This is a genomic window from Pantoea sp. BAV 3049 (genome assembly GCF_009765445.1).
GTDB lineage: Bacteria > Pseudomonadota > Gammaproteobacteria > Enterobacterales > Enterobacteriaceae > Erwinia.
The window spans coordinates 42,732-56,317 of record NZ_WHOY01000031.1; the positions used below are offsets into that span (position 1 = coordinate 42,732).

The 13,586-nt window shown below is 54.2% G+C and carries 15 protein-coding genes; 12 read left to right on the forward strand and 3 right to left on the reverse strand.

From position 1 onward, the window contains the following. Positions 1 to 41: 41 nt before the first annotated feature. The 3 genes from glnB (at position 42) to GSQ70_RS00975 (ending at position 1,368) form a co-directional block, all read left to right on the forward strand. Positions 42 to 380: a nitrogen regulatory protein P-II gene (gene glnB / locus GSQ70_RS00965; protein WP_158780518.1), complete on the forward strand. Its 339-nt coding sequence runs from the start codon at positions 42 to 44 to the stop codon at positions 378 to 380. Positions 381 to 562: 182 nt separating this feature from the next. Next, positions 563 to 928, forward strand: coding sequence for a tlde1 domain-containing protein (locus GSQ70_RS00970; protein WP_158780519.1), 366 nt, complete (start codon positions 563 to 565; stop codon positions 926 to 928). 17 nt (positions 929 to 945) lie between these two features. Next, on the forward strand, positions 946 to 1,368 hold the full coding sequence (locus GSQ70_RS00975; protein WP_158780520.1) for a Shiga toxin A subunit: 423 nt from the start codon (positions 946 to 948) through the stop codon (positions 1,366 to 1,368). A gap of 61 nt (positions 1,369 to 1,429) precedes the next feature. On the opposite strand, the gene hmpA is transcribed toward GSQ70_RS00975, so the two are convergent. Then, complete coding sequence (gene hmpA, locus GSQ70_RS00980) at positions 1,430 to 2,614, reverse strand: NO-inducible flavohemoprotein (protein WP_158780521.1); 1,185 nt, start codon at positions 2,612 to 2,614, stop codon at positions 1,430 to 1,432. Between the two features lie 141 nt (positions 2,615 to 2,755). Between hmpA and GSQ70_RS00985 the strand changes: the two genes are divergently transcribed. Both GSQ70_RS00985 and glyA read left to right on the forward strand, forming a co-directional pair. Further along, entirely contained in the window at positions 2,756 to 2,926 is a 171-nt protein-coding gene (locus tag GSQ70_RS00985; protein WP_158780522.1) for a hypothetical protein, read from the forward strand. Between the two features lie 22 nt (positions 2,927 to 2,948). Then, positions 2,949 to 4,202 carry a serine hydroxymethyltransferase gene (gene glyA, locus GSQ70_RS00990; protein ID WP_158780523.1) on the forward strand — a complete coding sequence of 418 codons (1,254 nt, stop codon included), beginning with the start codon at positions 2,949 to 2,951 and terminating at the stop codon, positions 4,200 to 4,202. Positions 4,203 to 4,291: 89 nt separating this feature from the next. Here glyA and csiE read toward each other — a convergent pair whose 3' ends face one another. After that, entirely contained in the window at positions 4,292 to 5,560 is a 1,269-nt protein-coding gene (csiE, locus tag GSQ70_RS00995; RefSeq protein ID WP_158780524.1) for a stationary phase inducible protein CsiE, read from the reverse strand. A gap of 153 nt (positions 5,561 to 5,713) precedes the next feature. Between csiE and GSQ70_RS01000 the strand changes: the two genes are divergently transcribed. Beyond that, positions 5,714 to 6,346, forward strand: a complete 633-nt coding sequence (locus GSQ70_RS01000) for a DUF1007 family protein (RefSeq protein WP_158785161.1) — start codon at positions 5,714 to 5,716, stop codon at positions 6,344 to 6,346. Next, positions 6,337 to 7,344, forward strand: coding sequence for a nickel/cobalt transporter (locus tag GSQ70_RS01005; protein WP_158780525.1), 1,008 nt, complete (start codon positions 6,337 to 6,339; stop codon positions 7,342 to 7,344). The genes GSQ70_RS01000 and GSQ70_RS01005 overlap by 10 nt, the downstream gene beginning before the upstream one ends. 223 nt (positions 7,345 to 7,567) lie before the next feature. Here the strand turns inward: GSQ70_RS01005 and suhB are convergent, their stop codons facing one another. Then, complete coding sequence (gene suhB / locus GSQ70_RS01010) at positions 7,568 to 8,371, reverse strand: inositol-1-monophosphatase (RefSeq protein WP_158780526.1); 804 nt, start codon at positions 8,369 to 8,371, stop codon at positions 7,568 to 7,570. A 119-nt stretch (positions 8,372 to 8,490) separates the two neighbouring features. On the opposite strand from suhB, the gene trmJ reads away from it, so the two are divergent. The 5 genes from trmJ (at position 8,491) to sseB (ending at position 13,363) form a co-directional block, all read left to right on the forward strand. Beyond that, positions 8,491 to 9,225, forward strand: coding sequence for a tRNA (cytosine(32)/uridine(32)-2'-O)-methyltransferase TrmJ (gene trmJ, locus GSQ70_RS01015; RefSeq protein ID WP_158780527.1), 735 nt, complete (start codon positions 8,491 to 8,493; stop codon positions 9,223 to 9,225). A gap of 164 nt (positions 9,226 to 9,389) precedes the next feature. After that, complete coding sequence (iscR, locus tag GSQ70_RS01020) at positions 9,390 to 9,887, forward strand: Fe-S cluster assembly transcriptional regulator IscR (protein WP_158780528.1); 498 nt, start codon at positions 9,390 to 9,392, stop codon at positions 9,885 to 9,887. Positions 9,888 to 9,988: 101 nt separating this feature from the next. Beyond that, positions 9,989 to 11,143, forward strand: coding sequence for an IscS subfamily cysteine desulfurase (locus GSQ70_RS01025; protein ID WP_158780529.1), 1,155 nt, complete (start codon positions 9,989 to 9,991; stop codon positions 11,141 to 11,143). A 98-nt stretch (positions 11,144 to 11,241) separates the two neighbouring features. Further along, positions 11,242 to 12,525, forward strand: a complete 1,284-nt coding sequence (gene pepB, locus GSQ70_RS01030; RefSeq protein ID WP_158780530.1) for an aminopeptidase PepB — start codon at positions 11,242 to 11,244, stop codon at positions 12,523 to 12,525. Between the two features lie 67 nt (positions 12,526 to 12,592). Continuing rightward, positions 12,593 to 13,363 carry an enhanced serine sensitivity protein SseB gene (gene sseB / locus GSQ70_RS01035; protein ID WP_158780531.1) on the forward strand — a complete coding sequence of 257 codons (771 nt, stop codon included), beginning with the start codon at positions 12,593 to 12,595 and terminating at the stop codon, positions 13,361 to 13,363. The last annotated feature ends 223 nt before the right edge of the window (positions 13,364 to 13,586 follow it).

Sequence of the window (13,586 nt, forward strand, 5' to 3'; positions counted from 1 at the left end):
TGTTTACCCTCCGGGTGCGGAGGGAATGAAAAGGGTCTGCCATGAAAAAGATTGATGCAATTATCAAACCGTTCAAACTCGATGACGTGCGTGAAGCGCTGGCCGAAGTAGGGATCACCGGCATGACCGTTACTGAAGTGAAAGGTTTTGGACGCCAGAAAGGGCACACTGAGCTCTATCGCGGCGCGGAATATATGGTCGATTTTCTGCCGAAGGTGAAGATTGAGATCGTCATTGCTGACGACATCGTCGATACCTGCGTGGAAACCATCATGCGCACCGCGCAGACCGGCAAAATTGGTGATGGTAAAATCTTTGTGTACGACGTGGCGCGCGTGGTACGTATCCGTACGGGCGAAGAAGACGAAGAAGCGATTTAATTCTGGCTGCGGGCAGGATCGGAAAAGGGGCGGGTATCTCAGGATATCCGCCCCTTTTATTTTCATTGTGTTCATCGCTGGTTAAATTGTGATCTCTGCCCGGAATGTTGGCTGACCTTTTGTTAATGTCATGGCATCTGATCCTGAAGGGGTTTCAGGATGACAGAAAAAGGGAAACAGGAATGACATGGACTTATAACGTCAGGACGAAAGAGTTTCACCTTAACGGTGAACTAAAATTTAAATCCCAGTATGCTGGTGCTGTTGGGTATAAAAATGACCCTGGATTTGAGTGTATTAAAAATAAAGGCCCACTGCCGCGCGGAAGCTATCGTATAGGTGCTCCTTACGATTCAAAAAAAACCGGGCCCTATACTCTGGTGTTGATTCCACAAAGCGCTAATAATATGTGTGGACGTGGTGATTTCAGAATCCATGGCGACAGTAAGAAAGAGCCGGGATCGGCTTCTGAGGGCTGTATTGTTGCAGAAAAGGACTTCAGGGAAAAAATTTGGGAAAGTGGTGACAGGGAGTTGATTGTTAAATGAATTTCTTCAGGGTTTTAATGTTTATTCCTTTACTGACAGGCTGTGTCCACACAATCCCTGTCGAACCTGATGCTTGTGTCGTGCCCGATTCATCTGTTGAGATCTCTATGTTTGATTCCATGATTGATAACTTGAAAATAGATCAATCGGTGGTGGCAAGAGGTCAGACAAAAATGGAGCTTCTGGATAACAGGCTGGTCAGTCCCCTTTTTGCCGAATATTTAGCGCAGAAATCATGGGATAATGATAAAGATAAATGGCTTAGCGTAGAGAGGTACAAAAGAATCTATTCTGAACATAATGTCAGAAATCTTATTGTTAAGATCACCTATTTTAATAACGAACGAAAAAAAAATGTATTCATTGCCTCTGCCTTAGTTAACGACGATGAATGTTCAATTGATTTCAACGGCTATATTATTGTCAGTCGTGAATTTTAAAACACAGCCGCCCGGCAGGGCGGCTGTGTTTTTAATAATGATCGGCATGTTGCCTGTCTAATCAAATCACTTTATGCGGGCCAAACACTTCGTAGTGAATACGGTCTTCTGTAATCTCCATACTCAGCAACTGGCGCGCAACATGCTGCATAAACCCTACCGGGCCGCACAGGTAGTAATGCATTGCAGGATCGCTGAGCTGGCTTTCAACAGGCATCAGGTCTGTCAGGCCTTCGCTGTCATAGTTGCCTTTATCCTGCGGCAGTGGCTGGCTGTACCAGAGGTGCTGCGCGAAGTTGCCAAGCCGGTTGCCTGCTGCAGCAACTTCTTCGCGGAAAGCGTGTCGTTTGCCGTTATCAGCTGCATGGAACCACTGTACGCGCGCCGGATGTCGCTGCGCGGCCAGCACGTCCAGCATTGCCAGCATCGGCGTCTGTCCCACACCGGCCGAAATCAGCGTAACCGGTGTTTCCGGTTCTACGTTCAGGAAGAAGTCACCTGCCGGTGCCGCCAGATGCACTTCATCGCCAACTTTCGCGTGCTGATGCAGCCAGCCTGATACCGTGCCGCCTTCTTCATGGCGCACTGCGATGCGATAATCACGACCGTTTGGTGCCCGGGTCAGCGAATACTGGCGGATCTCCTGGTTGGCAAAACCTTCCTCACGCAGCCAGACGCCCAGATACTGCCCGGCATGATAATCCGCCACCGGCAGGCCATCAGCTGGCGTCAGAGTAAAGCTTTTGATCACCTCACTCTGCGTGGCGATTTCGCTGATGTGGAAAGCGCGTGGGGTTCTCCAGCCGCCCGTTTTATTTTCTCCTTCCCGGTAAATCTCTTCTTCGCGCTGAATAAATACGCCCGCCAGCACGCCGTAAGCCTTACCCCACGCATCCAGAACCTCCTGACCCGGGCTGAGCATCTCATCCAGCGTGGCCAGCAAATGCGTGCCCACAATCTGGTATTGCTCCGGCTGAATAGCAAAGCTGGTGTGCTTCTGGGCAATCTTCTCTACCGCAGGCAGCAGGGCAGCCAGGTTTTCGATATTGCTGGCATAAGCGCAGATGGCATTGAACAGCGCTTCACGCTGGTTGCCGTTGCGCTGGTTGCTCATATTGAAAATGTCCTTCAGCTCCGGATTGTGCGCAAACATGCGGTCATAAAAATGGGCGGTCAGGCGGGGGCCGGTGGCGAGCAGGGCAGGAATAGTGGCTTTAACGGTGGCGATGGTCCTGGCGTCTAACATGGCAAAGCTCCTTGCAGGAATTATAAAGATGTATTTTAAATGCATCTTATAGTGCTTTAACAGGCATTGTAAATACACCTTAAAGCGGCAGGGGCATTTTTCGCCACAGACTGGCGGACAATGTGAAGGAACTGCATCTGGATGATGATGAAATATCGTGAAGAGAAGGGTTGCAAAAAAGAGGAAAAAACCGTGCCAGCACTGAAGCCAATCGTTTGCGTAAAAAGCGCGCTTTCCGGCTACCGCTCGGTGGGTAAAACAGTTTACACTGTTGGCCTTCGCCCAAACGGGCCGTCCAATGCCGAATATTAGTTAGCTGAGTCAGGAGAAGCGGATGTTAAAGCGTGATATGAATATTGCCGATTATGATGCCGAGTTATGGCAGGCAATGGAGCAAGAGAAAGTGCGTCAGGAAGAGCATATTGAACTGATTGCTTCTGAAAACTACACCAGTCCGCGTGTCATGCAGGCACAAGGGTCTCAGCTGACCAACAAATATGCCGAAGGCTATCCTGGCAAGCGTTACTACGGCGGCTGTGAGTATGTTGATATCGTTGAGCAGCTGGCTATCGACCGTGCGAAAGCGCTGTTCGGTGCTGACTATGCTAACGTGCAGCCGCACTCTGGTTCACAGGCTAACTTCGCAGTGTACACCGCGCTGCTGCAGCCGGGCGATACCATTCTCGGGATGAACCTGGCGCACGGTGGTCACCTGACTCACGGTTCACCGGTTAACCTGTCCGGCAAGCTCTACAATGTGGTGCCTTACGGCATCGACGAAACCGGCAAAATTGATTACGAAGATCTGGCTGCGCAGGCGCAGAAGCACAAGCCAAAAATGATCATCGGTGGTTTCTCGGCTTATTCTGGTGTCTGTGACTGGGCAAAAATGCGTGAAATCGCTGACAGCATCGGCGCATATCTGTTCGTGGACATGGCGCACGTAGCCGGTCTGATCGCTGCAGACGTCTATCCGAACCCGGTACCCCACGCGCACATCGTGACCACCACCACCCACAAAACCCTGGCAGGTCCACGTGGCGGCCTGATCCTGGCTAAAGGCGGTGATGAAGATCTGTATAAGAAGCTGAACTCTGCTGTCTTCCCTGGCGGCCAGGGCGGCCCGCTGATGCACGTGATTGCCGGTAAAGCGGTAGCGTTGAAAGAAGCGATGGAGCCTGAGTTCAAAACTTACCAGCAGCAGGTTGCTAAAAACGCCAAAGCCATGGTGGAAGTGGTGCTGGAGCGCGGATACAAAGTGGTTTCCGGTGGCACCCATAACCATCTGTTCCTGCTGGACCTGGTGGACAAAAATCTGACCGGTAAAGAAGCTGATGCTGCCCTGGGTCGCGCTAATATCACCGTGAACAAAAACAGCGTCCCTGATGACCCAAAAAGCCCGTTTGTGACTTCCGGTATCCGCATCGGTTCACCTGCGGTAACCCGCCGTGGCTTTAAAGAAGCCGACGTTCGCGAGCTGGCTGGCTGGATCTGCGATATTCTCGACAATATCAATGACGAAGGCGTTCAGGAACGTGTGAAGAAGCAGGTGCTGGATATCTGCGCGCGCTTCCCGGTCTACGCATAAGCGAATTCTGCGCCGGTCTTTCTCTGGGCGATGGGGCGATGCCGGTGCTGCGGAGCACGGCGCTGTTTCTGCGGCCCGGAGTGGCGTAATTACGATTCCAGCAGCATCCTGATACGGTGCTGCTGGTGAGCCTGCAGGGGGAGTTCGGCGTGGATTAGCGGCGGTGAGTAGAGTGGCAGAGGGGTGGCATAAGGGGTGATAACCAGCGCAATCCCTTTCGGCGCACTGCTACGCTGATACTCATCCACATCGAGATATTTAATATTCAGCGGCAGCAGCGTCAGCTCCCTCAGCTGCTGCTCCACGGCCTGTTCCAGCTGAGGATCTTTCCCGGTCAGCAGCAGCACCTGTTTTTCCTGTAGCGCATTCTCCTGCATCAGCCACGCGCCAAAAATAATTGCTATCAGTCCCAGCTCCTCCTGCGAGAAATGCAGGCCATAGAGCTGCTCAAAGTCACTTACCGCTTCCTGAGTGGTCCGCAACAGGCGGGGATAAAGCCGTACCACCTCTTCCGTCAGGCTGTTATCGATACCAATTCCGAACAGGCTGCGTTCCAGTGCCTGAGCAAGATGAGTATAAAGCTGTGAACACAATCCCTTTTCATCACTAAAGCGCATTTCGGACAACGTCTGGAATCGATCTGCTATCTGCCGGACAGCTTCCAGCAAACGCAGCTCATACCCATGGCAGGCATTGTCAGCCGCAGGCGCGTGCATCTGGCTGAACAGCAGGGCATACAGCCAGACTTCGCTGGCATCCGGTGCGGTTTTACACCGTTTCTGCCAGTGACGCACAACCTCCTGTGCCACCTGATGTTCGATGCGTGAAATCAGCCATGCCTGCTGAGCTTCACTGAATTCGGTAGGGGTACGGCGACAGAGTGAATGCTGCATGAAAATCTGCAAAAACTGGCAGTCGCGGCTGGTGAACTTACGCGAAAGTCCCTGAGCGCAGTGCTGCACCAGGGCATTCAGATTGTGCTCATCGTACAGCGCTTTTTCTGTCTGCAGGGCTTTCAGCTGCTGTTTGATCGCCGGGGCGAAGCGGTGACGAACGAAATCAGGTGCAAGCCGCAGGCCTCGCCGCAGCCAGTGCAGCAGGCACAGCCGCTGGTCCAGCTCCCTGCCGTCAATCCGGAAGCTGCCGTTTGCATCCTGAGTGAGGGCAAGCCGGTGATAGCGCTGGATTTCTGCAGCCACCTCCGCTATATCTTGCCGGGTAACCGACCGATCCACCCCGTTGAGTTGACAAAGAGAATCAAGATTTACGGTGTAGTCCGGGAGATAAAGCATTAATAGCAGGTGGCAGTGACGCTGCGGGCCGGAGAAGGCAGAAGGTGGTGGTGAGGGTAAGCTCATCGTCTGCAATCCTGGTCAAGAGTAACACCGCTAAGAATAGCGTGGTTGCAGCCTTTTGAGCCCGCAGAGGCCAGATTTATTCATAGCTTATAAGGCAGGTCACAGAATTTTTTGCCTGACAAGCAGAGGGAACAAAATTTGTTACGTTATAACATGCTCACCAGGCTGACGATCGGTGCCATACTGCTGGCAGCCACGCCGCTGGCCTGGAGCCATCCGCACAGCTTTATTGATATGCAGGCCACGCTGGTGCACAAGGATAATCAGCTGACCGGGCTGAAAATGCACTGGGTGATGGACGAAATCACCTCCGCCGATCTGCTTTATGATGCGGGCGAAGCAAAGCCGGGGTCGGTGGTCTGGAAAAAGCTGGCGGCACAGGTTATGGCAAACGTACTGGGGCAGCACTACTTCAGCGAGTTCTGGCATGAGGGTAAGGCGGTAAAATTCGATAATCTGCCGCCCGAATATTCACTTTCCAGAGAAGGACATAAAGCCGTGCTGGACTTTATTCTGCCGTTGGGTGAGCCACGGCCACTGGCTGGTCAGCGCTACACTTTCTCCACCTTTGACCCAAGCTATTTTGTTGATATGTATTACGACTCTGAAAAGTCCCTTCATATCCCGCCCGAACTGGCAAAGCAGTGTCAGTTTTCGCTGCATACCCCCAAACCCAATGCTTCAATGCAGGCTTACGCGCTGTCGCTGGATAAAGCCGATGCGCCACCTGAAGATATGGATCTTGGCCAGCAATTTGCCCAGACGGTGACGCTGACATGTCAGTAAACTCCCTGCCGCAGAAATCCGGAACCGCTGGCTGGCTGCAGATATGGCCGCTGTTTGTTTTGCTGGCTCTGTTGCTGGCCGCAGGTGTGGTCGTCTGGCTGCACTGGCCGCAGATTTTGTTGCAAAGCATACTCTGGCAGAAAACCCTGCATCAGCAGATGACTGCGCTGCTGCAGCAGGTTGCTACTCATCCCCATCAGGCCGGGCTGGCGCTGATGGGTTTCAGCCTGATATACGGCGTGCTGCACGCACTGGGACCGGGGCACGGCAAGGTGGTGATCGCCACTTTCCTGGCAACACACCCCACGAAAGTGAAAACCAGCCTGCAGTTGACGATGATGGCGGCGGTCGTGCAGGGCGGGGTGGCGATAGCGTTGGTGACGGTCATGCTGGTGGTGCTGAAACTCTCCTCGCGCCAGCTGCACATCAGCAGTTACTGGCTGGAGAAGGGCAGCTATCTGCTGGTGGCCGGGCTGGGGCTGTGGCTGTGCTGGCGCGCGCTCGGTAAGATTGTTAAGGCGCTGCGTACTCCGGACACCATGACTATCCGGCGGATTGTGCCTGTCGGTCACCAGCACAGCGCGGACTGCGGCTGTGGACATCAGCACGTGCCGGACAGTGAGATGCTCGGTAAGGCGGTCAACGGCAGAACCAAAGCGATTGTGGTACTGTCTATGGGGCTGCGTCCCTGTTCCGGGGCGATTATGATGCTGCTGTTTTCGAAAGTCATTGGCGTGTACTGGTGGGGCGTGCTTTCGGCGCTGGCTATGGCGGTCGGGACGGCGATGACCGTTTCGGCAATGGCTCTGCTGGTGCAGGTTTCCCGGGTGCTGGCGATAAAGCTTAGCCGCAATGCTTCACCGGCAGGCTGGCAGAAAGTGGGGTGGTCTTGTTTGTCGCTGACGGGGGGCGTGTTGCTGATAGCGGCAGGGATGATGCTGTGGCTCAGCGCCAGGCCAGAGATGGTGGGTGGCATCCGGCCGATGTTTCTGCGGTGAAAACTGGCCGCAAACCTGAAAAAAAAATGCATACAGTCAGTCACTGATAAAAACAGTGACTGTTCGGGGAACCCTGGCCGCTCATAAAGACGCAAACAACGCCATCCGTGGCAGCTCGACTCGTGCCGTCCATGGCACGAGACGCTTTATTCCCGGCCAGGGTTCCCCTCACGTTAAGGTGGGAGGTCATTTGAAAAAACACTCCCCACTCATAACTGCAAACTTAGCGCTTCAGCGCTTCGCTCAGCTCGTCACGCATGGTAGCCAGCATCGCTTTCACCACGCGCGGATTACCTGCCACGATGTTGCCGGAAGTTATGTAACCGTGAGCGCCAACAAAGTCAGTCACCAGGCCGCCAGCTTCACGCACCAGCAGTTCACCGCCTGCGAAATCCCATGGCTTCAGGCCGATTTCAAAATAACCGTCCACACGGCCAGCGGCAACGTAGGCCAGATCCAGCGCAGCTGAACCGGTACGACGGAAATCCGCACACTGGGTAAACAGTTTGCCAACGATATTGATGTAAGGAGTTGCATGCTGTTTCAGCTTGAACGGGAAGCCTGTCGCCAGGATGGTGCCGTCCAGATCGCGTGCTGTACCACCCCGCAGACGATAACCGTTCAGCTGAGCACCCTGACCACGAGCCGCGCTGAACAACTCATTGCGCATTGGATCGTAAACCACGGCGACTTCGGTGCGGCCTTTGATGCGCACGGCGATAGAAACGGAGAAGTGAGGGAGACGCTTGATGAAGTTGGTGGTGCCATCCAGTGGATCGATAACCCATTGCACATCCTGGTCTTCACCGGCTAACTCACCACTCTCTTCAGTAATAATGGTGTGCTTCGGGTAAGACTTGCGGATCACCTCAATAATCAGGCGCTCGGCGTCGCGGTCAACATTGGTAACGAAGTCGTTGCTGCCTTTCTGGCTGGCTTCGACGGCGTCCGGGGTTTCATAGTTCTTGGCAATTAAATTTCCGGCCTTGCGCGCAGCGCGCACGGCGATGTTGAGCATCGGATGCATCGGTCTCTCTCACTGGATGTTAAAGAACGGGAAAACGGCGCGGATTATAACAGGGAGAACGCCATCTGTCCTGAAAATATGTTAGCATCGTCAAATTATCTCACAGACCTGACTTCCCTATGCTGCAAAATATCAGAATCGTGCTGGTAGAAACTTCTCACACCGGTAATATGGGTTCCGTCGCTCGCGCGATGAAAACCATGGGCTTAACCAACCTGTATCTGGTCAACCCGCTCGTCAAACCTGATTCTCAGGCCATTGCTCTGGCTGCCGGAGCCAGTGATGTGATTGGCGAAGCCCACATCGTCGACACCCTCGACGAAGCGCTGGCTGGCTGCAGCCTGGTGGTGGGCACCAGCGCCCGTTCCCGATCTCTGCCATGGCCAATGCTCGATCCGCGTGAATGTGGAATCAAAAGCGTGCAGGAGGGGCAACAGGCTCCGGTCGCACTGGTCTTTGGCCGCGAGCGCGTTGGCCTGACCAATGAAGAGCTGCAGAAGTGCCATTACCATGTGGCTATCGCGGCTAATCCGGAATACAGCTCGCTGAACCTGGCGATGGCGGTGCAGATCATCGCTTATGAAGTGCGGATGGCCTTCCTGCAGTCGCAGGAGAGCACGCAGCCGCAGCCTTCAGGTGAAGAGTCACCTTATCCGCTGGTCGACGATCTCGAACGCTTCTATCAGCATATGGAGCAGATGATGGTTAATAGCGGCTTTATACGTGAAGGCAGTCCGGGGCAAGTGATGAGCAAAATGCGCCGCTTGTATACCCGTGCCCGTCCGGAGCGTGATGAGCTGAATATCCTGCGTGGCATGCTCTCTTCGCTGGAAAAAAACAGGGGCGAAAAGTAAGCAAAAATAGCTAGCAGTAATGGCAACAATAGTTGAGTAAAACACTTGGTTAAATAGTTGAGTGTTTTACTTGGTTAAATAGTTGACCAAATCACTCAGGAATGGCAGACTTGCGACCATCTTTTCGTTAAGCCCACCAGGGTACAACCGAGGTCGTTTACGCCATGAGACTGACATCCAAAGGCCGTTATGCCGTTACTGCTATGCTCGACGTTGCTCTTCACTCCCACGAAGGGCCTGTACCGTTAGCTGATATTTCCGAGCGTCAGGGGATCTCCCTCTCTTATCTCGAGCAGCTGTTCTCCCGCCTGCGTAAAAATGGCCTGGTGGCCAGCGTACGTGGTCCGGGTGGCGGTTACCTGTTGGGTAAAGAGTCGAACGCTATCGCGGTTGGCGCAGTGATTACTGCCGTGGACGAGTCGGTTGACGCCACCAAGTGCCAGGGCAAAGAAGGCTGCCAGGGCGGCGAACGCTGCCTGACTCACGTTCTGTGGCGTGACCTCAGTGAGCGCATCAGCGACTTCCTGAACAACATTACGCTGGCTGAGCTGGTTAACAACCAGGAGATTCTGGATGTGGCCGATCGTCAGAACAATACTGAAAAAGCACGTGTGCCAAATGGCCGCATGCATGAAACTATTAACGTCAATCTGCGTGCCTGATTGCCTTTAAGGCGAAGCCTGTCGTCCGTCGTCACGGGGACGACAGGAGCTGAGCCCAGCCAGACAGCATTGAATGACGTTATATACGGAGTTCAACTGCAATGAAAGTCCCTGTCTATCTCGATTACGCCGCCACCACCCCTGCCGATCCCCGCGTTGCTGAAAAAATGGTGCAGTTCCTGACCATGGACGGCACGTTTGGCAATCCAGCTTCCCGTTCACACCGCTTTGGCTGGCAGGCTGAAGAAGCCGTTGATGTGGCCCGCAACCAGGTGGCAGAGCTGATCGGTGCCGACCCACGCGAGATCGTTTTCACTTCCGGTGCCACGGAATCCGATAACCTGGCGATCAAAGGTGCAGCCCATCTCCATCAGGAAAGAGGCCGCCATATCATCACCAGCCAGACCGAACATAAAGCGGTGCTGGATACCTGTGCCCAGCTTGAGCGCGAAGGTTTCGCGGTAACTTACCTCGTGCCGCAACGTAACGGCCTGATCGATCTGCAGCAACTCGAAGCCGCGCTGCGCAATGACACTATTCTTGTGTCGATCATGCATGTTAACAACGAGATCGGTATCGTGCAGGACATCGCCGCGATTGGCGAACTGTGCCGTACCCGCGATATCCTGTTCCATGTCGATGCCACGCAAAGTGTTGGCAAACTCCCGCTGGATGTCAGCCAGATCAATGTTGATCTTGTCTCTTTCTCTGCCCATAAAATTTACGGCCCGAAAGGTATCGGAGGGTTATACGTGCGTCGCAAGCCCCGCATCCGTATCGCAGCGCAGATCCACGGTGGTGGGCATGAGCGCGGCATGCGTTCCGGCACGCTTCCCGTCCATCAGATTGTCGGAATGGGGGAGGCGTACCGTATTGCTAAAGAAGAGATGACTGCTGAAATGGCACGTCTGGCGGTACTGCGCAAAAAGTTGTGGGAAGGGATCAGCAAGCTTGAAGATGTGACACTGAATGGCGATCTTGAGCAGGGCGCACCCAATATTCTCAATATCAGCTTTGGCGGTGTGGATGGCGAAACGCTGATTATGGCGCTGAAAGATCTGGCGCTTTCATCCGGTTCAGCCTGCACCTCGGCCAGCCTGGAACCTTCCTACGTGCTGAGCGCGCTGGGGCTGTCAGACGAGCTGGCGCACAGCTCGCTGCGTTTCTCTTTGGGGCGCTTCACCACTGAAGAGGAGATTGATTTTGCCATTCCTCTGGTGCAGAAAGCCATTACCCGCCTGCGCGAACGTGGATGAATTCTGTAAGTCACCATAGACGATGACGCAGAAAGGTTTATTGTAGTGTCCGACCGTTTTACGACGGACCTTATGAAGTTCAAACAAGGAGCCATGCGATGACAACGACTTCAATGAAAATAACACTGTCAACGGCAGCGGCAGATCAGCGCTGGGGGGAAAAAGCCACCCTGACCAGCAACGACAGTGGCATGACCATTCATCTGACGGGCAGCGATGCGCTGACCACCATCCAGCGCGCGGCCCGTAAAATTGACGGCCAGGGCATCCGCCACGTTACCCTGAGCGGCGACTGGGATCTCGAGAAAAGCTGGGCATTCTGGCAGGGCTATCGCGGCCCGAAAGGCGAACGTAAAGTTGAGTGGGCAGCGCTGAGTGAGGCTGACAGCGCGGAATTTGAACGTCGCCTGAAAATTATCGACTGGGTGCGTGACACCATCAATCTTCCCGCGGAAGATCTCAGTCCGTCACAGCTGACTCAGCGTGCGGTTGACCTGCTGAGCGATGTGGGCGGCGAAAGCGTCAGCTACCGCATCACTAAAGGCGACGATCTGCGTAACCAGGGCTATATGGGTTTGCACACCGTGGGGCGTGGCTCATCCCGCCTTCCGGCGCTGCTGGCGCTGGACTACAATCCAACCGGTGACGAAAACGCCCCGGTGTTTGCCTGCCTGGTTGGCAAAGGCATTACCTTCGATACCGGCGGCTACAGCCTGAAGCCGAGCGGTTCAATGGATTCGATGAAATCGGACATGGGCGGCGCAGCTACCCTGACCGGTGCGCTGGCGCTGGCCGTCAGCCGTGGTCTGAAAAAACGAGTGAAGCTGTATCTGTGCTGCGCCGACAACATGGTGAGTGGCAATGCGTTCCGCCTGGGCGACATCATCAGCTACCGTAACGGCAAAACCGTGGAAGTGATGAACACCGATGCGGAAGGTCGTCTGGTGCTGGCGGATGGTCTGATTGACGCCAGCGAACAAAATCCTGAGCTGCTGATCGATGCTGCCACGCTGACCGGTGCCGCCAAAACAGCGCTGGGCAATGATTACCATGCGCTGTTCAGCTTTGATGACCAGCTGGCTCAGTCGCTGCTCAGCAGTGCTGCAGGTGAAAATGAGCCGTTCTGGCGTCTGCCGCTGGCCGAGTTCCATCGCAGCCATCTGCCGTCTAACTTTGCCGATCTGAACAACATTGCCGCTCCTTCACACACTGCTGGTGCCAGCTCTGCGGCAGCGTTCCTGTCGCATTTTGTGAAGCGCTACCAGAAGGGCTGGCTGCACATTGACTGTTCAGCCACCTACCGTAAAGGGGCTGTGGATCAGTGGTCCGCCGGGGCGACCGGCCTGGGCGTGCGTACCGTTGCTAATATGCTACTGAAATAATCTGCCATCACGGCTTCCCTGCCAGCTCACCTGGCCGGAAAGCTGATGCCGTTGACTGGACCGATCAATGAATGAAAACAATCTGCGCCTTGAAGAGGTGCTGAAACTGGCGGCAACTGAGCCAGCACATCGCCCGGAATTCTTCTCTTTGCTGATGGATGCCAGCGTCTGGGTGCCCGGAGAAAGTGCGGAAAAGGGCGAAATCGCGGCCACCGCTCAGGTGGATTTACGGCACTGGGAGAAGGATGATGGCACCACGGTCATTCCTTTCTTCACCTCGGTCAGCGCTATGGAGCAGGCGGTCAGCGAAGAGCAGCCTTTTCTGGTGATGCCGGTGCGCACGCTGTTTGAAATGACGCTGGGCGAAACGCTGTTCCTCAACCCAAAACTGCCTTCCGGCAAGGAGTTCTCTCCTCGTGAGATCGGCAATCTGCTGGGTGAGGGCGGCAATGCTCTGAGTCAGCAAACCGTGCTGGAAGGTGGCACTTCACTGCTGCTTTCTGAAATTGCTGAACCGCCGGCGCAGATGATTGCTTCGCTGACGACGCTGTTTACCAGACACAAGCAGGTTCGCCGGGCCTATATTGCCCACATCAAAGAGTCGGCGGAAGAGCAACCCAACTTGTTGATTGGGATCGAAGCTGACAGCGATATTGAAACCATCATTCGTGCGGCAGGCAGCGTTGCTACTGACACGCTTCTGGAAGATGAGCCGGTTGATCTCTGCGAAGTGGTGGAAAATGAAAAGGGCATCAGTCACTTCTTTACCGCCCACATTACGCCCTTTTATGAGCGCAGGTGGGGCAGTTTTCTGCGGGAGTTCAGGCAGAGCAAATAACGCTAAATAATGCGTAATCCGGCCCTGAGCTGCCTGACGGCTCAGGGCTTTCTGTTGTTGGAGGGGCGGTTGACGCACACTTTTTTCCTAACCTTAACGACATTATTAATTTATTAACGCTTTTTTTTGTGAATCGTATCATAAAAATAAATCGAAATAGCGTTACTGTGTTTAGTGAAAACCATTACAGAAAATGATGAATGTTAAAAGTCTCTGCTGTTGA